This is a genomic window from Gilliamella apicola (assembly GCF_003202915.1).
Classification (GTDB): Bacteria; Pseudomonadota; Gammaproteobacteria; order Enterobacterales; family Orbaceae; genus Gilliamella; species Gilliamella apicola_Q.
Genome location: NZ_QGLP01000010.1, coordinates 72,377 through 98,825, shown reverse-complemented (window position 1 = coordinate 98,825; position 26,449 = coordinate 72,377). Strand labels below are relative to the sequence as shown.

23 protein-coding genes and 3 tRNA genes are annotated in these 26,449 nt (G+C 36.0%); 10 read left to right on the top strand and 16 right to left on the bottom strand.

What is annotated here, in order from left to right; genetic code table 11:
- Positions 1-78: 78 nt before the first annotated feature.
- The 5 genes from DKK79_RS15010 to DKK79_RS13665 form a co-directional block, all read right to left on the bottom strand.
- Positions 79-150: a JAB domain-containing protein gene (locus DKK79_RS15010; RefSeq protein ID WP_110424621.1), complete on the bottom strand. Its 72-nt coding sequence runs from the start codon at positions 148-150 to the stop codon at positions 79-81.
- Positions 151-515: 365 nt separating this feature from the next.
- Positions 516-1,106 (bottom strand): EcsC family protein, encoded by a 591-nt coding sequence (locus DKK79_RS13675; protein WP_110424536.1) that lies wholly within the window; start codon positions 1,104-1,106, stop codon positions 516-518.
- A 278-nt stretch (positions 1,107-1,384) separates the two neighbouring features.
- Positions 1,385-1,579, bottom strand: a complete 195-nt coding sequence (locus tag DKK79_RS13670) for a hypothetical protein (RefSeq protein ID WP_086356975.1) — start codon at positions 1,577-1,579, stop codon at positions 1,385-1,387.
- Complete coding sequence (locus DKK79_RS14560) at positions 1,572-1,730, bottom strand: hypothetical protein (RefSeq protein ID WP_165755212.1); 159 nt, start codon at positions 1,728-1,730, stop codon at positions 1,572-1,574. Before DKK79_RS14560 ends, DKK79_RS13670 begins: the two co-directional genes overlap by 8 nt.
- Before the next feature lie 678 nt (positions 1,731-2,408).
- Positions 2,409-3,008, bottom strand: a complete 600-nt coding sequence (locus DKK79_RS13665) for an inovirus-type Gp2 protein (protein WP_110424535.1) — start codon at positions 3,006-3,008, stop codon at positions 2,409-2,411.
- Between the two features lie 300 nt (positions 3,009-3,308).
- Between DKK79_RS13665 and DKK79_RS13660 the strand changes: the two genes are divergently transcribed.
- Positions 3,309-4,088, top strand: a complete 780-nt coding sequence (locus tag DKK79_RS13660) for a hypothetical protein (RefSeq protein WP_110424534.1) — start codon at positions 3,309-3,311, stop codon at positions 4,086-4,088.
- Positions 4,089-4,504: 416 nt separating this feature from the next.
- Here the strand turns inward: DKK79_RS13660 and DKK79_RS13650 are convergent.
- A tRNA-Phe gene (locus DKK79_RS13650) sits at positions 4,505-4,580 on the bottom strand.
- Positions 4,581-4,739: 159 nt separating this feature from the next.
- Between DKK79_RS13650 and DKK79_RS13645 the strand changes: the two genes are divergently transcribed.
- The 3 genes from DKK79_RS13645 to groL all read left to right on the top strand — a co-directional run bounded on the left by DKK79_RS13645 (position 4,740) and on the right by groL (position 7,310).
- Positions 4,740-5,177 carry an FxsA family protein gene (locus tag DKK79_RS13645; protein WP_110424532.1) on the top strand — a complete coding sequence of 146 codons (438 nt, stop codon included), beginning with the start codon at positions 4,740-4,742 and terminating at the stop codon, positions 5,175-5,177.
- A gap of 145 nt (positions 5,178-5,322) precedes the next feature.
- The gene (locus tag DKK79_RS13640; protein WP_034884480.1) at positions 5,323-5,616 is read left to right on the top strand and encodes a co-chaperone GroES; all 294 of its coding nucleotides are present in this window, start codon (positions 5,323-5,325) and stop codon (positions 5,614-5,616) included.
- 47 nt (positions 5,617-5,663) lie between these two features.
- A complete protein-coding gene (gene groL / locus DKK79_RS13635) occupies positions 5,664-7,310 on the top strand; it encodes a chaperonin GroEL (protein WP_034884482.1) in 1,647 nt (548 codons plus the stop codon).
- Between the two features lie 83 nt (positions 7,311-7,393).
- Here the strand turns inward: groL and DKK79_RS13630 are convergent, their stop codons facing one another.
- From DKK79_RS13630 to DKK79_RS13620, 3 genes are read right to left on the bottom strand one after another with little or no spacing between them, the layout of a single operon-like run.
- On the bottom strand, positions 7,394-7,966 hold the full coding sequence (locus DKK79_RS13630) for a manganese efflux pump MntP (RefSeq protein ID WP_110424531.1): 573 nt from the start codon (positions 7,964-7,966) through the stop codon (positions 7,394-7,396).
- Positions 7,967-8,015: 49 nt separating this feature from the next.
- Positions 8,016-8,630, bottom strand: a complete 615-nt coding sequence (locus tag DKK79_RS13625) for a tetratricopeptide repeat protein (RefSeq protein WP_034884488.1) — start codon at positions 8,628-8,630, stop codon at positions 8,016-8,018.
- A 19-nt stretch (positions 8,631-8,649) separates the two neighbouring features.
- The gene (locus DKK79_RS13620) at positions 8,650-9,834 is read right to left on the bottom strand and encodes a bifunctional tRNA (adenosine(37)-C2)-methyltransferase TrmG/ribosomal RNA large subunit methyltransferase RlmN (protein ID WP_110424529.1); all 1,185 of its coding nucleotides are present in this window, start codon (positions 9,832-9,834) and stop codon (positions 8,650-8,652) included.
- Positions 9,835-9,937: 103 nt separating this feature from the next.
- Between DKK79_RS13620 and DKK79_RS13615 the strand changes: the two genes are divergently transcribed.
- Positions 9,938-10,687: a M15 family metallopeptidase gene (locus tag DKK79_RS13615; RefSeq protein ID WP_181415327.1), complete on the top strand. Its 750-nt coding sequence runs from the start codon at positions 9,938-9,940 to the stop codon at positions 10,685-10,687.
- Here DKK79_RS13615 and DKK79_RS13610 read toward each other — a convergent pair.
- Positions 10,684-11,988 carry an ATP-binding protein gene (locus tag DKK79_RS13610; protein WP_110424527.1) on the bottom strand — a complete coding sequence of 435 codons (1,305 nt, stop codon included), beginning with the start codon at positions 11,986-11,988 and terminating at the stop codon, positions 10,684-10,686. The two genes, DKK79_RS13615 and DKK79_RS13610, sit on opposite strands and share 4 nt — an antisense overlap.
- A 23-nt stretch (positions 11,989-12,011) precedes the next feature.
- Positions 12,012-12,692 carry a response regulator transcription factor gene (locus tag DKK79_RS13605; protein WP_110424620.1) on the bottom strand — a complete coding sequence of 227 codons (681 nt, stop codon included), beginning with the start codon at positions 12,690-12,692 and terminating at the stop codon, positions 12,012-12,014.
- A gap of 375 nt (positions 12,693-13,067) precedes the next feature.
- Between DKK79_RS13605 and DKK79_RS13600 the strand changes: the two genes are divergently transcribed.
- The 3 genes from DKK79_RS13600 (at position 13,068) to DKK79_RS13590 (ending at position 14,669) form a co-directional block, all read left to right on the top strand.
- A complete protein-coding gene (locus tag DKK79_RS13600; protein WP_110424526.1) occupies positions 13,068-14,363 on the top strand; it encodes an L-cysteine desulfidase family protein in 1,296 nt (431 codons plus the stop codon).
- Positions 14,364-14,486: 123 nt separating this feature from the next.
- A tRNA-His gene (locus tag DKK79_RS13595) sits at positions 14,487-14,562 on the top strand.
- Between the two features lie 30 nt (positions 14,563-14,592).
- Positions 14,593-14,669, top strand: a tRNA-Pro gene (locus DKK79_RS13590).
- A 371-nt stretch (positions 14,670-15,040) separates the two neighbouring features.
- Here the strand turns inward: DKK79_RS13590 and DKK79_RS13585 are convergent.
- From DKK79_RS13585 to DKK79_RS13575, 3 genes are read right to left on the bottom strand one after another with little or no spacing between them, the layout of a single operon-like run.
- A complete protein-coding gene (locus tag DKK79_RS13585; protein WP_110424525.1) occupies positions 15,041-16,807 on the bottom strand; it encodes an ABC transporter ATP-binding protein in 1,767 nt (588 codons plus the stop codon).
- Positions 16,808-18,550 (bottom strand): ABC transporter ATP-binding protein, encoded by a 1,743-nt coding sequence (locus DKK79_RS13580; RefSeq protein WP_110424524.1) that lies wholly within the window; start codon positions 18,548-18,550, stop codon positions 16,808-16,810.
- Between the two features lie 29 nt (positions 18,551-18,579).
- Positions 18,580-20,580 carry a TonB-dependent receptor gene (locus tag DKK79_RS13575; protein WP_110424523.1) on the bottom strand — a complete coding sequence of 667 codons (2,001 nt, stop codon included), beginning with the start codon at positions 20,578-20,580 and terminating at the stop codon, positions 18,580-18,582.
- Between the two features lie 149 nt (positions 20,581-20,729).
- Here DKK79_RS13575 and DKK79_RS13570 point away from each other — a divergent pair, with 149 nt between their 5' ends.
- Complete coding sequence (locus DKK79_RS13570) at positions 20,730-21,662, top strand: AraC family transcriptional regulator (RefSeq protein ID WP_110424522.1); 933 nt, start codon at positions 20,730-20,732, stop codon at positions 21,660-21,662.
- Positions 21,663-21,670: 8 nt separating this feature from the next.
- Here the strand turns inward: DKK79_RS13570 and DKK79_RS13565 are convergent, their stop codons facing one another.
- Both DKK79_RS13565 and DKK79_RS13560 read right to left on the bottom strand, forming a co-directional pair.
- Positions 21,671-22,858, bottom strand: a complete 1,188-nt coding sequence (locus DKK79_RS13565; RefSeq protein ID WP_181415326.1) for an MFS transporter — start codon at positions 22,856-22,858, stop codon at positions 21,671-21,673.
- A 790-nt stretch (positions 22,859-23,648) separates the two neighbouring features.
- Entirely contained in the window at positions 23,649-25,016 is a 1,368-nt protein-coding gene (locus DKK79_RS13560; RefSeq protein ID WP_110424520.1) for an MFS transporter, read from the bottom strand.
- Positions 25,017-25,335: 319 nt separating this feature from the next.
- On the opposite strand from DKK79_RS13560, the gene DKK79_RS13555 reads away from it, so the two are divergent.
- A complete protein-coding gene (locus DKK79_RS13555) occupies positions 25,336-26,130 on the top strand; it encodes an AraC family transcriptional regulator (protein ID WP_110424519.1) in 795 nt (264 codons plus the stop codon).
- The last annotated feature ends 319 nt before the right edge of the window (positions 26,131-26,449 follow it).

Below are 26,449 nucleotides of genomic sequence, written 5' to 3'. Positions count from 1 at the left end.
CAGATCTAATATTCGGATATCAACGATATTTAATATTTTTGTTAACTTTTGATTGATATTACAAACTACATTACTAAATTACGATTTACCTGATGGATGGTTATGGACAAAAATAACAGCTACTACATTATACTTAAATACTTGCTTAATTAGTTCTCAGGGATAGATTTCCAAAGAGTTAATTGTCCTCATAAAAAGGGTTCATATTTTAATTAACTGATGTTGATTATTTAGATACCTAGCAACAAAGAGTACTCTTTCATTTTGTTCTAATCTTAGTCTAAGATAGTCAATGATTTGATTAGATTTTGTGAATTGGTTATTTTCTATTTTCATCTACTTTTCGAACAATTTTAACGCTATTGTTTCAGTGAATTTTGTTGAATAGGAAGTTTTCATTTTTTCTCCTGTTAAGTTTGGTTAACGCACGATTTCTTTATATAAAAAACGGAAATAAATCAGATAAATTCATAATTAGATGAATTTTTGCATAAATAATTATTAGTGTTATTTTTCTAATTGAATTGATTAAATTGATTTTTAGCAAATTGGCCAATACGATAAGTAATAATACGATCTATAACTGCTCCCATTACACCGCCGATTGCTGGGATAGCCTTAATTAATTTTACACTTTGTTTTGTACTTAAAATAACGATTAGTTGTTTTGTGATGGAAAGACTTATTTGCCGAAATATTTCATTAGGCTGTTTCATTAAAGTTGCTAAACAAAATTGTTGTAATTTTAATTTACTAGATATTAAACATAATGATAAATAAATTAATATTTTTATTCGTGTATCACGTACATCGTGGCCTTGTAGTATCGCAATGGTTGTTGATAATCTCATTTGAATAAATAATACGCTTAAAGTATTTGCTGGTAGAGTAATAGTTAAACTTAAAATTCCCCCTAATCCTGTTATAAATCCGGCCATTGTTGCTTTATCAGCTTCTTGTTTAATTAGTTTATCAAGGCTATCGGAATGGAATGGAAAACGAGTTTTATGTTGTTCAGCTAATGTATAAGCCGAGGCTAAACCATAACCACCGGTCAAACAAAGCTGATAGAGTTTATCAAGTAGTAAAGGTAATTTATCTGACATATCATAATTCCTTATTTGTCGACTTAAATAAAGAATGAAAATGATAGTAAGATAAATTGAGTTCTATTAAATAGAGTAGGATTAATTGAAATATGAGGTAAATTAGCATTGTACACTCCTTATAATAAAATATAATTGAAATAAATAGTGGTATATTCAATTAATGATATCTATTTATAAATATTTATAATAAGAGTGTTTGTAGGCCATATAAAAATTATATAAAGCAAACATATTTATAATGTTTGCTTTAAGAATAAAATTAGCAATTAATAATACTACTTGTGTTTTCCATAACGTACTAAATTTTGTTTAGCGCGAGCCTTTTGTTCATCGGTTGTTTTATCTGAATTTAATATAATTTTAGCCGTGCCTTCAACTATAGCAGGTAATACATAAGTTATAGTTAATTGCCCAGATTGATAAAGTTTTTTACCAATCCATTTAATGCTACTTATAATATTACTATTCATCGTCATGTCCCGAACACTCTGGGCATGGAAAAGTAAAATTTACATCTCCGCCACATACAGGGCAATTATCCGGATGAGGTTCCTCACCATATTCAAGTGAACAAGGAATTACTCCTGTTCCATTACATTCACTACAGTCATACTTAGCCATATTATTTCCTTAAATTATTGTTGGATTAAATAATATAACTATTATCAAAAATGTATTACCTATTGTCATATTGTTTGTGCCGATCAATGTTTAAGTTATTGATCGTTACAAGCGATCAATAAATTTAGTTATGCCTTTATACGTTAATACACTATGAATAGAATTTTCTTTCTTCTATACTGATTTTACTATTCTAGCTAAAAAATTTTTAACAAGTTGTTTTTGAAAACTAATTCCACTGCACAGATTCCACTTTTATAACAATTGGCAACTGAATTTATAATCGCTTCATAGATTGCATATTGTGTAAAGTTAAAATATAAAATGGAGGAGAAGTAAAAAACAAATTATTAACAAAAAGCTGTTATCCAAACGGTACTTAAAATATTTGGAGAAAGTAATGTTAAATCAGATAAGTTTAACATATCCATATATGTATCTACTCCATATTGCCTCTGATAGGCAAAACCCATTCAGACTGGATATAACTTTCCATAACGTGTAAGTAGCGATTTATCATGAGCTTTTAGCTTATTTAGTATTAGAGCATAATATTTATCTATTTTTTATTCCTCTATATGAATTGGAGCTATATCAATGAGCCTGTTTTTTTATTTGTATAAACGTACTAAAGACTCATTGTAATTTTCCAAAATTAAGTAAACTGTTTTTGTATTACTAAATAGAGAGAGGTATTAAAAATTTACTTACACCGAGTGTTCTTGGTTTTCCACGATGGCTAGGTGGAGGAACTTCACTTAAAAAGAGACAATCACTATAACGTTTTTTAAATGGCTCTTTTTGTTCTGTTTTAGCTAAATAACTTAGCATATAACAAGCCGAACGAAATGCTTCATGATCATGATGGTTTATCATTTTTAACCCATTTATACAATAATTATTGCGTTGACAGTCATATAAGTAACCATTAGTCAGTTCATGCCATGCACGTTCTAATACAACATAAACAGGATAGTATTTTTGCCTTTTTTGACCATTTACATAAAAAATAGCATGGAAATGAATATGTTTATTTTGATTGAACTCCATAACAACAGCATACCCTACAATATCTAGTTCAAATTGCATTGCTTGAAAAAGTAAGCATGTGATTTCTTGTTTCGCTATATGAATATTTGTATTGAATTTATCATCCTTAGCATAATGAATGTCGATTCGAATTGGTAAAATTTTTGAGTATCTATCTTGTAATTTATTTAGGTGTGTAATTAGTTGCTGATTGAGTTGGGTATGAATAGTAAAGTTTTTATTTTTCATGTGATGGCTCTTATCAAATTAGAATCATTTGATAAGAGCTAGAATTATTTTTATATTATATAACTTGTTGATGAATTGTTCAGAGCAAATAAGAGTATATTTAGATAGTTTATTTTCTTTTATATAATATTATTAATTAACCTTAATTAATAATAGGTTAGTAATATTTTAAAGAAATTTTATGATTAATTTTACTACGTAAAATCCAGCGTAAAAAACTATACAAAAGTAATCAAAAAAACTAACATAAAAAAATACAAAAAATGTTATTAAGATAAATACAATAAATCGGATGGTGTTATGAAAAACAATGAAGAGAAAATAAGATTGGATTATCAGTTGAGTTTTTTAAAGAATAATGAAAGAGCATGCTTTTGGTTTTGGAAAAAAATAAAGGATTCTCTTGAAAAAGAAAATATCGATCCAGATTTGATGCTTAATATTGTATGTGCATACGACCATTCAACTAGGCAAATAAGTATACTTAATTATTTTTTACATCCTGAAATAAAATTAAATATTGATGATCTTAAGCAACAATGGGGTAAAATTGAAAGAGACGTAAAACCATTTAAATGGATAAATATTAAAAATAGAGATGAAGTTGTTAGTCTTTTATTAAAAATTCAAAAGATTACAAATACTCATACGGATATATTACATGAAATTATGCATTCTGACTCAAAAGAGTTGTACCAGTACATTCAATATTTTTTTGATGATTGGGATAATTCTAAAGAAGCTAAAGAGCTTTCACAAATTAAAATAAAAAAAGCATGGGATCAAAAAAAATATAGAGATAAAGTTAAAGGTAAAAAAGTATTAAATATTTATTTAGATTCCAAAGTTAAAGATGAATTGAAAAAACTAGCAAAAGAACAAAATAAAACAATAACAAGCGTTATTGAAAATTTAATTAATCGTGAAATTAAATTAATTAACAATACTAAAGCATTTGAAAAAATAAATAAAAATAGGACGGGTGTGGTATTGAATATAGGATCTTCTCAAAAAAAACAAGAGCCAGTTTCTAGTGGAAAAATTTTTAGATTTCCTGACAATGATCATGTAGATAGGTAATAATTCTAAATATAAATAAATTTACCATTTATATTTCTTAAAATACCTTTAAGGCAATTTTTAGTGGTACATAGTAATTGAATTAATATTTTTGTATAAATAAGAATGTTTATTAAGTATTTTTTTAAAATAGTACCATTGATTATTTTTGTTGTAATTATTTGGTATTTTTCAATATTCAAAATAATAAAACCTAAGCAATTTCTCTTAAGCATTACAAATAAAGGCCTTAAAGCCATTTTATGGATACACGCCATTATCGAACCAAATGTATCCGGGTTTGTATCCGATTTTGCACTTGATATGGGGTAATCTCAGTTGACATCGGTTGACAAAGAAAATCGTTTGAAAGGTAGCTTGGAAAAGGCTTTAGACATAAAAAAACCTGCTAGAAGCAGGTCTTAAAATTTGGTGATTGGTGCCCGGACGCGGAATCGAACCACGGACACGGGGATTTTCAATCCCCTGCTCTACCGACTGAGCTATCCGGGCAACAATGGAGCTGTATTAAACACGATTAGCGATCATCCGTCAATCCCTTTTGTAAAAAAATTTGAAAAAAACATGCTGATTGGTTGAAATTTAACTAGTTGTCACTATATTAATAGCTAATTTAGACTAATATCACTCTATTTTTAGAGGAATTTTTATATGCGAGTTTTTGGTTTTATTATATTTTTTATTTATGCTTATTTGGAACTGAGTCTGTTTATAAAAGTTGCTGATTCAATAGGTGTTTTTCTTGCTTTGATCGCCATTATTGCTAGTTCGGTTATTGGGCTGTATTTAATTACAAAGCAAGGTTTAAAAAACTTAAGTATTATGCAACAAAAAATTGCTAATCATCAAAGCCCTAAAGATGAAATTATTAAGAGTGTATCTTTGCTCTTCTCAGGCTTTTTATTGCTGATTCCTGGGTTTTTAACGGATATTTTGGGGGCGATTTTATTAATTCCATTTGTTCAAGAGTATATTGTTCGCTTTATTGTTGGCAAATTGCCTTTTAAAGTTCGTTCACTTTCTTCTAGCCGCAATGTACAAGTTAATGATGTTATTGAAGGGGAATTTGAGCGTAAAGATGACCAATAAATAATCAATTAAATTTTTTTTAATTTTATACGCTTGAAGAATTTAAAATAATCCCCATTTAATGTGGACTATATTATATAAATCATAATGGTATGATTTGTTCTTAATCATCATTTAAGTAAAAATTAGTGCTAGGAGATAACTAATGAAAATTCGTCCATTGCATGATCGTGTGATCATCAAACGCAAAGAAGTAGAATCAAAATCAGCTGGTGGTATTGTTTTAACTGGTTCAGCTGCTGGTAAATCAACACGTGGTGAAGTTTTAGCTGTTGGTAATGGTCGCATTTTAGAAAATGGTCAAGTTCAGCCACTAGATGTTAAAGTTGGTGATATTGTGATTTTTAATGAAGGATATGGCGTTAAGACAGAAAAAATCGATAACGAAGAAGTGCTTATCCTATCAGAAACCGATATTTTAGCCATTGTTGAAGCATAACTGGCAGATAATTTAACTTATATACAGAATTTAGGAGAAATACGAAGATGGCAGCTAAAGATGTAAAATTTGGAAATGACGCTCGCGTTAAAATGCTTAAAGGCGTTAATGTATTAGCTGATGCAGTTAAAGTAACTTTAGGTCCAAAAGGACGTAATGTAGTTTTGGATAAATCATTTGGTGCGCCAACTATCACTAAAGATGGTGTGTCAGTTGCTCGTGAAATCGAATTAGAAGATAAATTCGAAAATATGGGGGCGCAAATGGTTAAAGAAGTAGCTTCAAAAGCAAACGATGCAGCTGGTGACGGTACTACTACTGCAACTGTACTTGCTCAAGCTATCGTTAACGAAGGTTTAAAAGCAGTTGCTGCGGGCATGAATCCTATGGATTTAAAACGTGGTATTGATAAAGCAGTTGTTGCAGCAGTTGAAGAGCTTAAAAAATTATCTTCACCATGTGCTGATTCTAAAGCGATTGCCCAAGTTGGTACTATTTCAGCAAACTCTGATGAAACTGTTGGTACTTTAATTGCTCAAGCAATGGAAAAAGTGGGTAAAGAAGGTGTTATCACTGTTGAAGATGGTACTGGTTTACAAGACGAATTAGATGTTGTTGAAGGTATGCAGTTTGACCGTGGTTATTTATCGCCATATTTCATCAACAAACCAGAAACAGCAACGGTTGAATTAGATAGCCCATATATTTTATTAGCAGACAAAAAAATCTCTAATATCCGTGAGTTATTACCAGTATTAGAAGCAGTAGCTAAAGCAGGTAAATCTTTATTAATTATCGCTGAAGATGTTGAAGGCGAAGCATTAGCAACTTTAGTTGTGAATACTATGCGTGGTATTGTTAAAGTTGCCGCGGTTAAAGCCCCTGGTTTTGGTGATCGTCGTAAAGCAATGTTGCAAGATATCGCAATCTTAACTGCTGGTACTGTAATTTCTGAAGAAATTGGTTTAGAGCTTGAAAAAGCAACACTTGAAGATTTAGGTCAAGCTAAACGTGTGGTTATCAATAAAGATAACACAACTATCATCGACGGTGTTGGTGAAGAATCATTAATTAATGCTCGTGTTGAACAAATTCGTAAACAAATCGAAGAATCAACTTCTGATTACGATAAAGAAAAACTTCAAGAACGTGTAGCTAAATTAGCTGGCGGTGTTGCAGTAATTAAAGTTGGTGCAGCAACTGAAGTTGAAATGAAAGAGAAAAAAGCACGTGTTGAAGATGCATTACATGCGACTCGCGCAGCAGTTGAAGAAGGTGTTGTTGCCGGTGGTGGTGTTGCGTTAGTTCGAGCTGCTTCTGCAATTTTAGACCTTAAAGGTGCAAACGAAGATCAAAACGTTGGTATTAAAGTTGCGCTTCGTGCGATGGAAGCGCCATTACGTCAAATCGTGACTAACTGCGGTGAAGAAGCTTCTGTTGTAGTTAATGCGGTTAAAGGTGGTAAAGGTAACTATGGTTACAATGCATCAACTGAAGAGTATGGTGATATGATTGCCATGGGTATTTTAGATCCAACTAAAGTAACTCGTAGTGCATTACAATATGCTGCATCAGTAGCAGGTCTTATGATCACCACTGAATGTATGGTTACTGATTTACCTAAAGATGATAAAGCTGATTTAGGTGCTGCTGGTGGTATGGGCGGCATGGGTGGAATGGGCGGAATGATGTAATTCCCCTATTTAGCTAATAAAAATAAAAAACCACTCCAATGTGAGTGGTTTTTTATATCTAAAGCGATTATTAAAATATTAGTTTACAAATGTTGGTAGAGCGTTATTGAACCAATAATAATCAGCACGATACCGCCAATAAATGAGGCTTGTTTGCCAATTAAACAGCCGAGTTTTTTCCCTAACAATAATCCAAGTGTAACCATAATACAGGTTGCTAAGCCAATCATGGTCGATGCAAGATAAATATTGACACTGGCAAGGGCTAATCCAACACCAACCGCAAATGCATCGATACTGGTCGAAATTGCCGTAAGAACCAAAAGCAAAAATGATTTTTTGGTTGAGGGAATAGGTTTTTGATCGTCATTTTCACTGTTTTCTTCTTTAAAACTGTGATAAATCATGTTAATACCTAACAATAACATCACAGCAAAAACAATCCAGTGATCCCACTTTTCAATATATTGAAGTGCAATATAACCAATTAACCAGCCTAATATGGGGGTAATGGCTTCAACAAAACCAAATAAGATCCCCACTTTTAATGCACCTAGAAATGGTGTCGATTTGAGTGAAACACCTCGACAAATCGCTACCGCAAATGCATCAGTAGACATGGCTAATGCTAATAATAAAATAGCCAAAAAACTCATGATATTTACTCTTGCTTCTAATGAATGATATTTCTTTTAATTTTATGATTTATTTTTTTGATATTAAAAATAGATAGTTAGCTATCTTTTTATCGCCTTTATTTTTATAAAGTTCTGCTGCTTTTATAACATTGTTTCGGCGGCTTGAATCATATGCAAAAAGTTGTTTGAACATAAGATCTGCGGTTTTCTTATCGCCGTTTTGGATAGCACAATAACCATATTGCTCATAGGCGTCAGCTTTCCAGCGATGGCGATCGAGCTCAAGGCTTTTATTAAATTGTTCTTTGGCCTCTTGATAGCGATTTCTGCCACATAAAAAGGAGCCGTAGTGAACATGAAATAGGCCGTTACCTGGTTGCATTAAGGTGATACGTTGGTAAATCATTTCCGCTTCATTGTATTCACCAACATGTTGATCAAACATCGCCATTGCTAGCATCACCTGTGGATTTTTAGGTGAATATTGCGCGGCTAATTTTAGATTATAATGCGCGGCTTTAACGTTCTCTTCAGATTCGTTGGCCTTAGCTAAATAGCCTAACCCCAATCGCATTCTGGCTAATGCAGCAGCTTCCGGATCAAACTCTTCACGGGCGCTCGTCTGGCAACCTGCTAGCATGAGTATAACCAGACTACTTAATACTATTAATGCACCTTTCATCCACAACTCCTTTTCTCTTTTATGCTGTTTGTTGAATAAGGTTTTGCTTTTTATAAAGTGTTCGTTTAGTGCGATCGACAACTTCCCCCGCCAGTTGGCCACAAGCTGCATCAATATCATCACCACGAGTTTTACGAACAATTACCGTAAATCCATAGCCCATTAATGTTTTCATAAACCTATCAATTCGGGTATTTGAACATCGTGAATAAGGAGCACCAGGGAATGGATTCCATGGAATTAAATTGATTTTACTCGGCACATTTTTTAGAAACTTCGCCAGCTCATGGGCATGTTCAACACCATCATTGATTTGATTGAGTAACACATATTCGATAGTCACTTTGCCGTGATTAGCATTTGAAGTTGAAAGATAACGTAAAATTGAATCACGTAGCATCGCCATATTATATTTTTGGTTGATTGGCATGATTTCGCTGCGTATTTCATCATTTGGTGCATGAAGAGAAATAGCTAAAGCAACGTCAATCATTCCCGCCAGTTTATCCAAAGCAGGGACAACGCCTGAGGTAGAGAGGGTAACGCGTCTTTTGGATAAACCATAACCAAAATCATCCAACATAATTTCCATTGCAGGGGCGACATTAGATAAGTTAAGTAAGGGCTCACCCATTCCCATCATAACCACGTTGGTAATAGGTCTGTCGGCTAATTTGCCGGTGACACCAATGGCATTTGATGCTCGCCAAACTTGGCCAATAATTTCCGAAACGGTTAAATTGCGGTTAAAACCTTGTTGGGCGGTTGAACAGAATTTGCATTCTAAAGCACAACCGACTTGTGATGACACACATAAAGTTGCACGATCACGTTCAGGAATATAGACCGATTCAATCATCTGGTTATTACCAACATCTAATGCCCATTTAATCGTACCATCAGATGAACGCTGCTCGATGGCAATTTTAGGGGCTTTAATTTCCGCTAAGGTTTTTAGTTGTTCACGAAGTTTTTTGTTGATGTCGGTCATTAGATCAAAATCATCTATCCCAAAATGATAGATCCATTTCATCACCTGATCCGCTCTAAATGGTTTTTCTCCTAATGAAATAAAAAACTCTCTTAACTGTTGTCTAGTAAAGTTAAGCAAATTAATTTTTTCATTGGTTGGCGTTGTGGTATTTTGATTAGTTGTCACATCTGAACAATTGCCAGACGATTTTTGTGTAGCTGGTGTTAACATATGGCCTCGTTTTTACACATTATGGCTATTTCAATTTTTAGGGAAAGGATTATACTGTTTTTCAGCTTGTCTGGCTAATATAATCTTAATTACAGTGTCAATGATGAAAAAAATAATACAATTAAAAACAATTATCAATTTTACCCAAACTTTAACTCTACTTTTATGTTCAACATTTACTATGGCACAATCTATTCCGCTACATAAACTTACAGGGCAATTTAATGAAAAAAATGATAGCGATTTTATTGCTCTTGATTCAACAATATTACCGGTAAATAAAAAGGGCATGTATCTTCAAAAGGAGCCTGCCCAGCAGTTAATTAAAGCTTATAATGATTTTAAAAAATCGTATCCCGATATTCCGTTTATTGTGGTAAGTGCTACGCGTAATTACACTTATCAAAATGGTATTTGGCAACGTAAATGGGATGCCTTGTTACCTAAATTGGTAGGGCCACAAAAAATTGCCAAGAAAATTTTAAAATTATCTTCAATGCCGGGTACATCAAGACATCATTGGGGAACCGATATTGATATTACTAGTGTGTCATCGGAATATTTTCAAAATGATAAACAGGGTATTATTTTATATCAATGGCTACGTGAAAACTTACCAAAATATGGTTTTTGCCAACCATTTAGTGAAGGGCGAAATGGCGGGTATTTGCCCGAAGAATGGCACTGGTCATATAAACCAATTGCTAAACAATATTTAGTCCAATACAAGACGATACTCGAAACCAATCCACAAACGATTCTGCAAAATTTGAATTTTACTGGCTCTGATAAAATTACCCTAGAAAGCTTAGTAAAAGAGTATGTATTAACCGTTAATTCCGAGTGTTATTAGTGTTTTCGCCAATAAGGTAGTTTTATTGTCACCACTAAACCACCACCATCACGATTATTAGCTTGAATAGTACCGTTATGCATAATAACGGTCTTTCTGGCAATGGCTAAACCTAGGCCATATCCTTTACCTAATTGTGCTGATTGAATACGGACAAAAGACTCAAAAATACTCGATAATTTACTCGCATCGACACCCGGCCCACGGTCTTTAACTTCGATTTGCAAATATTTTCCTGCTTCTTTTAATGATACTTCAACCGTTTGACCGGCTTTAGAGAAGCGGATAGCATTACGAATGATATTTTCAATCGCCCGGCGTATCTGTTCGGAATTACCTTTAACAATAGAGTGGCTGATAGATGATAAGTTAAATTCTACCTCTATCGATTGGTGATTGGCTTCATAGTTAGCATCATTAACCACCACACCAATTAACTCTTTTAAGTCAAAATATTCATCGGTTCGATTATTCATTTCAGCCCGTGAATAATTCAATATTTCCCCAATTAGTTGGTCTAACCGTTGCGATTCTAACTCGATTCTAGCTAATGAAGTATCGATATTTTGTTTATTTTGTTGCGCAAGGCCGATTGCCAGTTGTAAGCGTGCCAGAGGGGTTCTAAGTTCATGGGAAACATCATGAAGTAGCGCTTGACGATCAGATATTAAGATGTTGAGTTGCTCAACCATCATATCAAAATCTTTACCTAATTCACTCAGTTCATCACGACGAGGTTTTAACTTTTTAAATAACCGAACCGACAGATCGCCTTGCGAGACGCGGAAAAATCCTTCTCTTAGTAACTTCATCGGTCTGGTTAAGTTCCAGGCTAAAAATAGACTGAACACTAAGCCAACACAGATCCCCATTAGTACAATGGGTGTTGGCATTGTAAACAGAGTTTTTTTAGTGTTGTTGCTGTGATCGGTTTTATCATCTTTAAATGATACCGAGTAAAGCGTACCATCTGGTGCAACCGCCATTCTTTGGTAGATATAAGTGGTCGGTTCAAGTTCATCGGTAATGATATTGACTTGATCATTTTGCGGAGAGACCAATTTTATCGACAATAAAACTCGCTCACGTTCGGGTAGATGGGCGATAAAATTGAGCGTCTCATCTTCACCGGCAACATGTAATAATTGTGCAATCATATCCACTTTAGTTGGCATATGATTTAAGAATCGTTGATTTTTATTCTCAATATAATAAGAGAACGCAATCCAAGTTAATTGGAAGGTAAGATAAAAGATTATCCAAAATATAATCAGTATTTTCCAAAATAATCGACGATTCATATTAAATCAAACCTACAGGATGGTTAACGAATACGGTAACCAACAGCTCTTATCGTTTCAATGGTTACATCATTTTGTGCCACTTGATGTAATTTTTGGCGGATATTGCTGATATGGACGTCGACGCTGCGATCATAAAGTTCACGAGCCCGACCAAGACCTATTTCAGATAATTCTTCTTTAGTCACCACTCGTTCACTATGTTTAACCAATAGAACTAACAAGTTAAATTCGGTAGAAGTTAAATCAATAGGTTGACCATTCCAAGTACATAGCCGTTGAGGGATATCTAAAGTTAAACCATTAAAATGATATTTTTTATCATCGACTAATTCGACTGAACGTTCATCAAAACGACGTAAAACGGCACGCAATCTCGCTAATAATTCACGAGGATAACAAGGTTTAGGAATGTAATCATCAGCGCCTAATTCTAACCCCAACACGCGATCAATATTATCACCTTTGGCGGTTAGCATAATAACTGGCATATTACACTGTTGACGAATGCTTTTAAGGACATCAATTCCATTAATATCAGGTAACATTACATCTAAAATTGCCGCACGATATTTACCTGATAGAGCTTCATCAATACCATCTTTACCTAAGTAAACACTTTTAATATTAAAACCTTCATTGGTTAAATATTCGCTAAGCATTTGCGATAATTCTACATCATCATCAATTAATAAAATATTTATCATATGTCGCCATTATTATTTAATTTTAGATAGTTTTATTATTGCAATAATAAAAAAAAAGTCAGGTGGATTTACTAAAATATTACATATTTTGCTCTATTCCTGATTAATTTATTTACTATGCAACCAAGTATAGAAATTTTAGATTTACGCTATTTTTACAGTGTGCATTTCAATCAAAAAACGATTAAATAAGGAGCTGTTAGTCGTAGTGTAATTTATTAATAACATCAGTGTTTGATTAATATTTTTACCTAACTCGTTATCTAATATGTGAACGGTACATTCAGTTTTCAAGTTAAATAGAATAAAATAGTCGCTTTATTAATTAACTGAACGTTTCACTATTTAATGTTAGCTATATGGAGATAAAAGATGGAACAACAAGTAATGTGGCAACAATTAATTAAATTGGTGAAACATGAGGTTTTACCGGCTCTTGGTTGTACCGAACCTATCTCGCTTGCTTTAGCGGCAGCTATTGCCAGTAAATATCTTAATAAAAATAAGATTAATCGTATTGAGGCTTATGTTTCACCCAATCTTATGAAAAACGGCATGGGGGTTACTGTTCCTGGTACAGGTATGGTGGGATTGCCTATTGCAGCGGCAATTGGCGCAATTGGTGGTGATGCTCAGGCTGGTCTTGAAGTCTTAAAAAACATCACGCCAAAACAAATTAACCAAGCTAAAGCCCTTCTTAGTGAATACAAAGTTAATGTAAAAATTGCGGATAACGATAAGGCGATTTATTCTGAAGCCAATGTTTATACGAGTAGCGATCATGTTAGGGTATGCATTGAAAATTCACACACTAACGTAATTTTGATCGAAAAAAATGGCGAAAGTATTTTTAAAGCTGATAGCAAAATACAAGATGAGTCTAACAATGAATCGATCATAAACCATATGTCAGTCAAACAGATATATGATTTTGCAACTCAAGCTAATTTTGAAGATATCGAATTTATATTACACTCTGCGGAATTAAATGACGCATTATCTCAAGAGGGATTACGACGAGAGTATGGATTAAGTATAGCCGCTACATTACATCAACAAACAAAAACAGGATTGTTGGCTGACGATCTATTATCCAAAGTAATTATTCGCACCACTGCGGCATCAGATGCTCGAATGGGCGGAGCGACATTACCGGCAATGAGTAATTCAGGTTCAGGCAATCAGGGGATAACTGCGACTATGCCAGTGGTGGTGGTTGCTGATTATTTAGAGGCTACGCCTGAACAATTAGCAAGAGCACTGATTTTATCTCATACTATTGCCATTTATATACATAGTAAATTTCCTCCGTTATCGGCACTTTGTGCCGCAACCACCGCCGCGATGGGATCGGCAGCGGGTATGGCATGGTTGCTTGGTAAAGGTCAATATGAACCGGTGGATATGGCAATATGTAATATGATTGGTGATTTGTCGGGAATAATCTGTGATGGTGCGTCGAATAGCTGTGCAATGAAAGTTTCAACATCAGTTTCATCAGGATTTAAAGCGGTATTGATGGCGGTAAATCGAATTCGCGTCACGGGTAATGAAGGTATTGTCTGTGATAGTGTTGAAACCACCATTAATAATCTAGGGGCGATTGTCAGTAATAGCATGAAAGCCACCGACACTCAGATAATAGATATCATGTCGCATAAAGCTTAATTTTACCCAAAGTGGTAAAATATTAAGCTTTTAACGCTTTTAATATAGCCAATCAGTATTATTTTTTAAAAATATGCTGGACAATATTATTTTTTATGCGTAATATTTCGTCCTGCTTCTATGGTGGCTATAGCTCAGTTGGTAGAGCCCTGGATTGTGATTCCAGTTGTCGTGGGTTCGAATCCCATTAGCCACCCCATTTTATATCGTATAGATGAAGCAACTCTAACGGCGAGTAGCGCAGCTTGGTAGCGCAACTGGTTTGGGACCAGTGGGTCGGAGGTTCGAATCCTCTCTCGCCGACCAATTTAATAGAAACGCCTACTCATTTGAGTGGGCTTTTTTATTATTACTACTCTATATTTAATTCGATGCGATAAGAGATTCGAGTCGAGTACCACGAGACAAATACCAATACCACACAACCACCAACAGAAAGCGTCCTTAATATATCCAGAGAACCTAATATAAAATTGTGTCAATACGGCAATATGGCAATACGGCAAGATACACACTGTCTTCATACCAGTATACTGTTGCAGCGGTCATCGAAAAATGAGCATAATCAGAATGTGTTGGCTGAATTAATCTTGGGGCGCCTGTTGTGCCGGCTGATATAATAATCACATTGTGTAAAATTGTTTAATTTTGCCTGTGTTGAAGTAGCCATCGCGTTGTCATTCCTTGTTTGCTGGGTTAAGCTGCCATGAAAGCGATTGTTGTTGACGTTGCCACAATTGAGCGTAAAGACCATTTTGGCGAAGCAGGGTGTCATGATCCCCTTGTTCCACCAAACATCCAGCATGCATAACAAGTATTTTCTGCGCTTTTTGTATTGTGTTTAAACGATGAGCAACAACTACAACGGTACAATGTTGAGATAAGTTTTCTAATACTCGGTGTATTGCCACTTCGGTAGACGCATCAACACTGGCAGTCGCTTCATCCAATAGGATGATAGGGGCTTTTTTTAATAATGCTCTGGCAATTGAAAGTCGTTGCCGTTCTCCGCCTGATAATGAGTAACCATTATCACCAAGAATTGTTTGATAACTATCCGGTAACTTTTGAATAAATTCATCAGCTTGAGCTAATTTAGCTGCCTGAATAACTTCCTCAGCAGTTGCGTTTTGATTACCCATCAAAATATTGTCAAATACTGATGCCGAAAACAAAACCACATCTTGAAATACCATGGCAATATTGCGATCTAAGATCTCACTAGCGATTATTTTAGTATCATATTCACCCCAAAGAATTTGACCAGAGTCTGGTACCCACATTTGCGCAATGAGTTGCAACAGAGTGCTTTTTCCTGAACCACTAGGGCCAACAATAGCCGTTATCGCATTACTCTGAATGTGGCAGTTAATGTTTTGTAAGACCGGACAGGATTGTTCAGGATAGGTAAAAGTGAGTTGCTTTACAGTAATTTCATTCGAGCTAGGGATTATAGAGACGTTCCCATCATTATATGTGGCCACCGGTGTTTCACTCAGTAGTTTTTTGATACGTTCCATGGCGCGTGAGCTAAATCGAAGTTTTATTAACCCATCGCCAAGTGTTTGTAATTGCCGATAGACAATCAGTGAAAAAAAATTGAGTAGGATAAAGTGCTGAATATCTAAACGTTCCTGAAACAACAAATATCCGCCTGATACAAGTAATAGTAGAAAGCTGAACTCACTAACAAAACCAAATAGTGCGACTAACGCAGAGGGTTTAGTTTCTAATACTAGTTGCGCTTGATATTGTTGAAACAACGCATTAGAAAGACGCTTCCAAGCTGTACCAAACTGACCAAAACAGCGAATAACGTTAATGCCTTGTATATAATCATATAACTCAGCTTGTGCATTACTCGCAGTGTCCAACATTTTTTCATCATAACGACTGATGACACGCTGCGTTAATGACATAACCCAAAAGGAAAAGGGAATGGTTATAATGACTAGCAAAGCTAAAAAGAGATCAATCCAACATAGCAGTGCCAATATTAATAACATCGTGACTATGGTGCTGGTAAAGACAGCTAAAAAATGCGACCACAGCCATTCAATTAGCTCAAGATCGGATGTTAAACGAACACTTAAATCCCCCGTTCGTTTTGCTGAAAACCAACCTAGTGGTAAAGCGTGTAAATGGTTAATAATTCGAATTCTAGCTTCAGCCATCATGGCATAAGTCCCACCAAAAACGTGGCTTAATGCCAAATTACTTGAATAAATTCGTCCCAACAGGCAGGACAATAAACCGACTGCGCTTAATAGGATTATCGGTAACGAAATAGTTTTATTGAAAACGGACAAGATAAGTTGTGCAACAATGTAATAACTTACTGTCAATAAGCAACCATCAAGTGCTGCCAGAGATAATCCTTTGGTTAGCCGACGATCTTGATAACCAGCCAACTGATAACCGGCGCGAATAAATTTAATCAGCATTTATTTTTCTCCATTCAACTCGATATCTTGCCAGAGTTGACAATAACAGGGACACTTCAGAAGTAGTTCGTCATGGCGTCCCTGACCAACCACTTTTCCTTGCTCGACAACGATTATTTGATCAGCATGGATAATCGTTTTAAGGCGATGGGCAATCATTAGCACACTTCGCCCATTGCAAAGATTGGCGATAGCCTGTTGAATAAGCCACTCGTTCTCACTATCTGCATAGGCTGTTGCTTCATCCAGAATTAAAAGAGGGGCATCTCTTAATAGTGCTCTGGCAATGGAAAGGCGTTGGCGTTCACCTCCCGATAAGCGGGTGCCATTTTCACCAATTGGGGTGTCATATCCTTGTGGTAGAGAGAGAATAAATTCATGAGCATAGGCTGCCTTTGTTGCAGCAATTACCTGATCAATATTGGCATCCGGTCGACCGAGTAATAAATTTTCCAAAACCGTGCCATTAAAAAGATATACATTCTGAGATACCATGGATATCTGTTTAAACAACTCTTCTATTGGCCAATGCTGGATATTGAGCCCACCCAAGGTGATTTCACCGCGATCACAGTCAAGTAATCGTGTTGCTAAATGGGCAATCGTTGTTTTCCCCGCGCCACTAGGCCCAACAATCGCAGTTAATCCATGTGGCAATGTATTAAAGGTTACCTCTTGAAGAGCTGGTTTTTGCTGATCGTAACGGTAAGAAACGCTAGAGAACGACAACACAAGATTTCCCATTGGTAAACTCGCCTGATCAATCACATCAGGTACTGTCATCTGTGATACATTAACTATCTGGTTAAGACGATCTAACGAGCCTTGCCGTTGGGCTTGTTCCGATAACGCAAATACAAGGCGTGAAAATGGTTGAACTATTACCGGAGCAACCAATAAACACAGTAACCAATCAACTGACGCTAAATCCCCATGAAAACAGCGCCAGGCTCCAATAGGCGCCACCAAGACTAAATTGCTTGAAAGTAAACAATTAAAACAATTCCAACCAAACATATTCTTTTTACAGTAGTTTTCTATCCAAGGTGCGACATTACGGATTGTCTGACTGAGTTGACGAAAAGAATCAGCTCTCAGTCCAAAACTTTTAATTACTGCAATGCCTCGGATATATTCACTTACTTTTTGGGCTATATTGAGCTGTAACTCTCCCCACTGACGCGCTTGTTCGGCACTGTGTCGCATAGATAACCATTGGCAGCAAAATGCGATTGGCAATAATAGAATAGCAACAAACGCCATCTGTACATCTATATAAAGTAACAATGATAATCCAACAATTGGCAGAGTAAGCGCTGAAGCCACATCGGGCAAAAAATGCGCCAGAAAAGCTTCTAATGCGGCGATATCATCATTAATTACTTTACGTAAATCACTTGCTGTATGAGCGCTGAAAAACGATAAGGGAGCTAATCCCAACTTATTGGTTAAATGCAACTTTAAATGATAAGCTAGCTTTAATGCGCCATGATGAGCACTAACATGGCTAATCACAATTAATCCCCAGCGAAGCAATATTGCAATGAATGCTGCTACTAGGCATGAATAGATAAGTTCAAGCGACACGGTGGCAATAGTCAGTTCTCTCACCATGATGTAAAGTATCCAAATGGGTACCAGCGTCATAATGGTTGAGATGATTGCTGTCAGTGTTGATATCCAAAAAGTCTTACCCATTAACTTTATTAATAGAATAAAACGCAGTGGTTCAGAAATGTTCATAACTGTCCTCGAACTTAGATGATCCTAACTTAAAAGAAATCAACTTTTATGTTAACGCCTGCTGTTAAGCCTTCGTTGAATTGAGCAAAAGCATTATTACCACGAGCGTAAGCGTATGCGCGGTAGCGTTTATCAAAAATATTGTTGATATAACCGGTCACAGTAATCCGTTCATTGGTTTGCCAGCCAAGACTTATATCAGTTGTACTGTAACTACCTTGACGTAGTTGATTACTACCATCAAAGTAAAGAGGACCAGTCATATTCACCGCTATTCTAGGCATTAGAGCGCCCATTGACGTTGCAACCAAGCCATCTACGCTAAACCCAGCTCCATACTTAGGAATAAACGGAACTCGATTATTAGCATAATCATCAGCAGTCACATTACTGGCAAACTTGGAGTGAGTTAAATTGCCATTTAGGGTTGCAGCCCATCCGGGGGTAAACAACCATTTTGCATCAGATTCAATACCAACGGCATTTGCACTACCCGCATTTTTCAATGTTTGAAACCCCATCGGACCTGAGTAAAGCTGCATATTGTTAGTATGGGTATAGTAGACAGCACTTTGAAGCTGAAAATCGTCAATTTCATAACGTGAACCAATTTCATAGTTAATCGATTTTTCAGCAGAAAAAGGCTCCGCTCGAGTACCGGCTTGTGGTGTAATAGTAAAGCCAGCAGCCTTATATCCCTGTGCGACGCGCGTATAGATACGCCAGTCTGGTGTTAAACGATAACCAACTGAAAACTGACCTAACACCTGATTATCACTATTATCCCCAGCTGACCAGGCGCTATTATTACCATAATGCGTCTTCGCTTTATCATGAGAAGCACGTAAACCTGCTCCCAGATCAAATTGGGAAACATGCAAGGTTCCATCCATATAAGTGGCTAATGATTGCGAGGTGACTGAGGAATCGGTTGTACTCGTTTTGCGACTTTCATCAATATCCAGTCGGTATAAGCCAAATACGCCATCCCATAAACGGTCATCGCCTTGTGTTGCTGCGCGAATTTCTTGGGTATTTTGATCCCAATGCTCCGAGGATTGAGCTGAGTAAGGACCATAAGGAAAACGACGTTCATATTTCAGTTGTTGCCAAGCACTACTAGCAGTCAGTAACCAATCGCCGAAATCATAACTTCCATTTAGAGTTTGACTATGTGTACGACGATGCATGCGCGGATCTAAACTACCGGCAGACGTTAATAGTTTGCGGCTGTGGGTATTTTTATAGTCTAAATAGGTATCCTGAGTTGAGTGAGTTCTATCTTCTGTTGCACTAAAATTGACTTCCCAAGGAGCGGTTATTGGCGCTAATCTGAATTTAATATTACCGGTATTTTCATCCGATCCCCCCAGTCTGTGCGAACCAGTAGATGAGTTATTGAATGCCCCCGGTTGTGACTGACGCAGTAATGTGATGCTGCCATAGAATACATCCTCTACCAGTGGACCACTGAGATTCAAACGGCTATGGTAACCTTTTCGGCTAGCACCACCACCATCAATATAACCACGAAATAGGTTATTAGGTTTGGCAGTACTAATATTCACTATACCGCCCTGCGCACTGCGACCATAAAGAGTGGCTTGCGGGCCTTTCATCATGGAAACATGATCAACGTCGATCAAAGACTGGACTAAATTAGTCGACAGTTGTGGTACACCATCAACATAAAATGTGATTGCCGGCGAATAAAGATCCTGAGCAGAAGAGATCCCCCTTAGTGATATCGCAGGAAATAGCAAATTACCACTGCTTTGTATATTCAAGCCAGGCAATACCCGAGAGAGTTTTTTAGTATTATCTACCCCCGCGGCTTCGAGTTTAGCCTGGGAAATGGTATTAGAAGATACATTCAGTGAAGAGGCTGCTTTATTAGATTGTTTACTTGCAGTTACAATAATAGTATCAAAGTCAGTTTTCTGATCGCTTTGTTTAGATACTTGTTCTGCCAGCAATTCTTCATTATATAACAAGCCTAATATACACAAAAATATAAGTTTTTTTTTCATCGATTATTATCCACTGTTACTTTTATTTTGAGCTAAAAACTCATTCTAAAATAGAAATTGGATAACGCTGGTGTACAAAATCTTCAAAAAAAGTATAATTAAGTATAATGATAATTATTATCATCTTGTTATAGATAGAGAGGTGACGGATGAAAACCATTCGCTATAGTAAAGATACCCGCAAACAGGCAACCAAAGACAAAAAACTATTTGAAAGTACTGAATGGTTTAACATACAAGGATTGCTTAATGCTGGTTTCGTAGAAATGGCGCCGTTACAAGATATTCGAAATAATACAAAGGTTGGTAAGCATTTATCGCTCGTATTTATGCTCAATGGCGCTGTACATCATCATATACATGGCTCCAAATCAGTCGTGTCTTATCAACCCAATAAGGTCTATCTCTCTTACTCACACGATACGATATATGGCACCGATTTTTTCCCTGCTAATTACAGTTATAACATCATATTGTTACAATTCCGTCCGGACGAGCTATTAAAGATATTCAATGAGTGCCCACTAAATAGCTATCGGGCGAATATGCAATTTTCTTCACCAAATTTCTGTATTTGGCGGTTAACACTTACACCGATGCTCAAAGATATAGCACAACGATTGCAAGCCGCCAGAAAGTCTTCTGATGCGTTATCGCAACTCAATATACAGCGATTAAGCCTTAACGCACTGTGGTTAACATTAGAGCAGTTAAAGAGCTCCTCATCGACAGATGGAGAACCGATCAAAAGCAGCTTAACTGGCCGAGATCGTAAAAATGTAATCAATGCACAATTATTTATACACGAGCACTTCCAAACTCATTTAATCATAAAAGATATTGCTAAAGTTATTGGTGTGAGTGAGTCTAAATTAAATAGAGACTTTAAAAAGGTATTCGATGTTGGTATACACCGCTACATTATCAACTATCGCTTGCAACAGGTGACAAAATTACTCAATGAAAGCACATTAACCGTCAGTGATATTGCAATTCGATGTGGCTTTACCTGTGCTGGTCATCTCTCCAGACGATTTGTTGAAGTGTTTGGTGTCACACCTCATGCTTATCGTTGTAATTAATACAAAATCTATACTGCTTTTAAGATTGAGCTTCGATACAAAAAAATAAGTACGAATAAAGCACAGCCTAAAGTAAGATTGAAGAGTGTAACGTAACCCATATAATAAGCCACTGTACCACCGATATAACCAGAACATCCGGCAGCAAGCGCTGCTCCGCATTGAAATAATGTAAAATCTAATCCAGCTTGCTTCAACGACGCTTGTGTGGTTAGGAACGAGTAAAGACAAACTAAGCCCACGGAAAAAGTGTAGTTAAAAAACAGATAGCTAACAATAAGCCATATTGCATTTATATCGGGCTGAAGACTTAATATGATAAAGCAGCTGATTGACAAGCATTTAAATAGTGTCGCCAATAAGAGTGCCCAGCGATAGCCTATAATCCGGATAAAGAGCATACCTGATAAAGTGCCTAGCATCCCACAAGCAGCACCGCCAAAACTGGTTACTTTGCCTAAATTCTCTAGAGAAAGTCCGGCGTCAATCGCAAAAGGAGATAGCATAGATGAAATTAAACGACCACTAATCTCAAAGAAAAAGACTAAAACGATCGCCTTTAGCATCATTGGTTGCTTTATTGTTTTAATAAGAGATGGTCTCTGATCGCTTTTTTCAGTAACAGGAAGCTGATTGATACTCGGCGCTAATAACAAAGGTAGCAATAAAAAGAGTAGTAATGCACTATAAACAAGTAAGGAGGATTGCCATCCCCATTTATCACATAGATAGATTAACCCGCCACCGCCTACTGCCATTCCTAAATAACCACATCCAATCCGTAATCCATTGCCGATACCGTATGATTTTGAATTTAAATTCTCAATCATATAAGCATCACAAGCAATCTCACTCGTGCAACAAACTAATGATAATAAAATTAATAGTGAAATTAGTGTGATGAACATATTTTCATGTACGAATGATAGGCCAATTAATATCACCGCCAGAGCCACTTGTCCTGCAATGACAATTTGTTTGCTGCGAATTTTCCCGGATGCAGTGACTCTATAACGCTCAACGCCACCCGCCCAGAGTACTCGAAGTGTCCAAGGAATCATAGCAAGTGACACTAAACCAATAGTGTACAAATCCACATCACGACTCCGTAGCCAAGCCGGTATCGCTTGAAAGACAATACCACCGATTAATGTTTGAACAAAATAAAATGAGCCAATTGCAAATATAAGTTTCAAAAGAACGCCACCATTAAATATAAAAATACCCACAAAAGTACAAAGTTTTTTTCATCGATTATTAGCCACTGTTACTTTTTTGGAGCCAAAAACCCATTCTAAAATAGAAATTGGATAATGCTGGTGTACGAAATCTTCAAAAAAAGTACAATCAAGTATAATGATAACTATTATCATTTGTTCATGGTAAGCATTGCACTGTTTTTATTAGATATTTTTATATGATTTATATAAATAGTAATGATTAACATGATAAGGTCTTCCTGTGATAAGGGTAGCAATTATCAAATTGATCTGGCTTAGCAATATATTTCTTAAGCAGCACATTAACTGTACTATATTAGAATTAGAAAATTTTTTTATCTTATTGATAGATTGTGAAAAAATTATAGCCGATATGTTTCGACGCTCGTCCACTGTCATGCTTTAACGAACCCTTTGGTATATTCGATTGGCCTAAGGATTGCTGCCGTTTTCTATATTTTTCGGGGATTATTCTGAGATTTGAGCAAAGGTAAAAAAATCTTAGGGTCATTTTTACATCTATCTGGTTTGGTAAAGACTAAAATTTTGATTGGTTTGATGCCGTGTCTTCTCTTGATGCAAAGCAAGGTAAATTTATAGCTGATAGATTGCTAAGCCCATTTTGCCACAATGTGATTTAGCAATAACATTAACAGACGATTAGTTGGCAAGATGGCGGCGTTTTTAGTCAATCTGCGCGCTATTTGCACGGCAACAGGTTCGTTAACTGGCTAGCAAAATTCATATAAATCAATCAACTCTTACATTAGGAGGCAATTTTATTCTCTCGACCAAAGAAAATATAGGCAATAACGGCAATAACACCGAAAACAAGAGAGAGCAAAAACATGATATAGTAACCATTGTTAATTGAAATTAGTTGAGCTTGCGTCAGATAGATAAGCATTCCTGATAATACTCCCCCAAATGCCCCACCAATCTGCTGTACAACACGCGTGATAGCACTCGTGTCCTTGATTTGATTTTTATCGCAAAATTCGAATGGAGAAGAGAGAACCGCAATCGTCGCAATACCCAACCCTGAACCTCGGATAATAAAACCAATAATTTCTGATAAGTTTCCGCCGATTTGAATTATTAATATACTTATGGCAGAGAATATTAATCCAATGCCAATAATTAAAAATGAATTTATCTCACTTAAACTTTGATAAATAAATTTTCTAGCTAACCAGGCACCTACACCCTGTAAAGCAAGTAGCAAACCAATATACGTGATAGCAATATTATCATTTATAGCTTGGATTAAAGGAAAAAAAATCATGAAACCAAAAAAGATAAGCGACGTCAGAAATCCCATAATTATTGCCAGTGAATATTGCGCGCTACTAAAGGCACTTAAATCGACCAGTTTAATAGCCGACCTATTGTTAACAAGAAGCGAAACTATCATCAAGCCAATCCCTAAAACCAGCATAATAATATTAGACATATCAAAAAAATGGCCAGAAGCGATATTTTTAATCGAGATAAAAAATAATATTAAAGCGATTAGGAATGTCATAAATACATAAATATTCATATTGTATTTAGACGTTTTATTATCAGGTACTGTCGTCCTACCAAAGAAAATAGCCAGAAGCACTAAGGGTACGTTAATAAAAAAGGCCATTCTCCAATTTAACTGTTCAGAAATAATCGCCCCCAAAATTGGTCCTAGTGCAGGAGCAAAGACTGACGGAATAGCCACTAATGCCATAATTGATTTTAGTCTCTGTTTACCAAAATAAGTCGCTATTATTGATTGAGTAATTGGAATTAAAATCCCCGCACCAAGACCTTGGATACCTCTAAATAAGAGCAAAGACACTAGATTATATGAGAAACCAACCAATACAGAGCCAACAAGAAAAATGATAATTGAGTATAGCCATGCTTTTTTGAGTCCAAAATTTTCATGTATATAAGGAGATAGTAATATACCCATAGCACAGGCCAGCATATATACAGTCATCGCCCATTGTATGAAAGTATAAGAGGTATTAATGTCATTGGAAATCGCGGATAAAATAACATTAACAATGCTATTATCTAATAATGGCAACACGCTAGATAGCGTCATAGCAAACACTAACTTTCTTTCGGCGGCTGTCAGCTCAAGGGTTTGTTTCATGACAAACTCTCTCTAAACGATATTTAGTTGTGCCGCGTGTATATATGCCATCAAAGGTTGTTGGCATCACTTCTTTATAATTTTTATGTTTTCCTTTCATGCATCTGTTACCTTCTCAAAACCAGACTATTAAACAATGAATAAATTTGCAAATTACTCATTAATGCGTATAAAAAACGATTATTTGGCTCATTTACAACTTATCTATTTATTGCTAACTTGTTATCTTGAATTTAATTAAGAGGACTTTAGGATAGCCAGTAGAATAGCCTTTTACTAGCCAATTTAAGCCACAAAATATCCCATCGGGGCCACATAAATGAATACGCCACTCATTTCTCCACAGCTCGCTTCCTCTGATAGTGAGCCGATGATCATATCGACAGTCAGCCACTCTTCCCAAAGAGTAACTCAGCGTCATGGTCATTCGAGAGGGCAATTACTCGGCACATTACAAGGTTTAATTTCAATTGCAGCTGAAAGTTGTCAATGGGTAATGCCCGCAACGCATGCGGTCTGGATACCGCCAAATGTACAACATAGTCTTCTTGGATCACATGGGGGTTTCGAGGGATGGAGCATCTATATACAAAAAAACGCATGCATTGAACTACCTGTCAAACCATGCATTTTAGCGTTATCTGGCTTATTGCGCGAAGCAATTACCCGAACCATGTCATGGCATAATTCAGAACTAGAACCGGAACAGCAGCGATTAATTGCCGTAATCCTTGATGAGATTAGAACCATGCCCCAAATCGAGCTAGCACTTCCAATGCCAAAAGATATGCGTCTGTTAAAAATCGCTTTAGCTTTGTCTGATAATCCTAGCGATGATAGAAATCTTAATGACTGGGGCGTTTGGGCTGGCATTTCTCGGCGCTCATTAACCCGTCGATTTACCAACGAAACTGGGTTTAATTTCACACAGTGGCGTCAAAAACTGCGTATGTTAAAAGCGTTAGAATTACTTGCTGCGGGAAAACCAATCACCGAAATATCTTTGTATTTAGGTTATGACAATATTAGTGGATTTATTGCTATTTTCCGACGAAATTTCGGAGTAACACCGGGAAACTACCAAAAAGCCATGAGAAATCGTCTCTCATGGTGAAACTTTACTAACTAAGATGATGAAAACCTTTCTGCGGTTTGCGATAAGTACAGCGAGACGGCTTTACTTTAACAACGATCAGCAAGATGAACATAAGATGTCAGTTAGTCGTCTCCCGCCGACTATGTTTATAAAAAGTCTGCTTATTGAGTAGACTTTTTTATTAATGCCATTATGTATTTGATACAAATCTCGCACCGCGAGACAAAGGAGCTTTCTGAGTATATTTACCTCTATATTTATTCTGATATTAATTACTTCACCTCTTAAAATCCCTAGATTGGTATTTATTCTATTGATTTAATTAAGTTAATAATAA

Coding starts and splice junctions, on each gene's coding strand:
- DKK79_RS13675 (WP_110424536.1), bottom strand. CDS start 1,106: ATGTCAGATAAATTACCTTTACTACTTGATAAACTCTATCAGCTTTGT.
- DKK79_RS13670 (WP_086356975.1), bottom strand. CDS start 1,579: ATGAATAGTAATATTATAAGTAGCATTAAATGGATTGGTAAAAAACTT.
- DKK79_RS14560 (WP_165755212.1), bottom strand. CDS start 1,730: ATGGCTAAGTATGACTGTAGTGAATGTAATGGAACAGGAGTAATTCCT.
- DKK79_RS13665 (WP_110424535.1), bottom strand. CDS start 3,008: ATGAAAAATAAAAACTTTACTATTCATACCCAACTCAATCAGCAACTA.
- DKK79_RS13660 (WP_110424534.1), top strand. CDS start 3,309: ATGAAAAACAATGAAGAGAAAATAAGATTGGATTATCAGTTGAGTTTT.
- DKK79_RS13645 (WP_110424532.1), top strand. CDS start 4,740: ATGCGAGTTTTTGGTTTTATTATATTTTTTATTTATGCTTATTTGGAA.
- DKK79_RS13640 (WP_034884480.1), top strand. CDS start 5,323: ATGAAAATTCGTCCATTGCATGATCGTGTGATCATCAAACGCAAAGAA.
- groL (WP_034884482.1), top strand. CDS start 5,664: ATGGCAGCTAAAGATGTAAAATTTGGAAATGACGCTCGCGTTAAAATG.
- DKK79_RS13630 (WP_110424531.1), bottom strand. CDS start 7,966: ATGAGTTTTTTGGCTATTTTATTATTAGCATTAGCCATGTCTACTGAT.
- DKK79_RS13625 (WP_034884488.1), bottom strand. CDS start 8,630: ATGAAAGGTGCATTAATAGTATTAAGTAGTCTGGTTATACTCATGCTA.
- DKK79_RS13620 (WP_110424529.1), bottom strand. CDS start 9,834: ATGTTAACACCAGCTACACAAAAATCGTCTGGCAATTGTTCAGATGTG.
- DKK79_RS13615 (WP_181415327.1), top strand. CDS start 9,938: ATGAAAAAAATAATACAATTAAAAACAATTATCAATTTTACCCAAACT.
- DKK79_RS13610 (WP_110424527.1), bottom strand. CDS start 11,988: ATGAATCGTCGATTATTTTGGAAAATACTGATTATATTTTGGATAATC.
- DKK79_RS13600 (WP_110424526.1), top strand. CDS start 13,068: ATGGAACAACAAGTAATGTGGCAACAATTAATTAAATTGGTGAAACAT.
- DKK79_RS13585 (WP_110424525.1), bottom strand. CDS start 16,807: ATGCTGATTAAATTTATTCGCGCCGGTTATCAGTTGGCTGGTTATCAA.
- DKK79_RS13580 (WP_110424524.1), bottom strand. CDS start 18,550: ATGAACATTTCTGAACCACTGCGTTTTATTCTATTAATAAAGTTAATG.
- DKK79_RS13575 (WP_110424523.1), bottom strand. CDS start 20,580: ATGAAAAAAAAACTTATATTTTTGTGTATATTAGGCTTGTTATATAAT.
- DKK79_RS13570 (WP_110424522.1), top strand. CDS start 20,730: ATGAAAACCATTCGCTATAGTAAAGATACCCGCAAACAGGCAACCAAA.
- DKK79_RS13560 (WP_110424520.1), bottom strand. CDS start 25,016: ATGAAACAAACCCTTGAGCTGACAGCCGCCGAAAGAAAGTTAGTGTTT.
- DKK79_RS13555 (WP_110424519.1), top strand. CDS start 25,336: ATGAATACGCCACTCATTTCTCCACAGCTCGCTTCCTCTGATAGTGAG.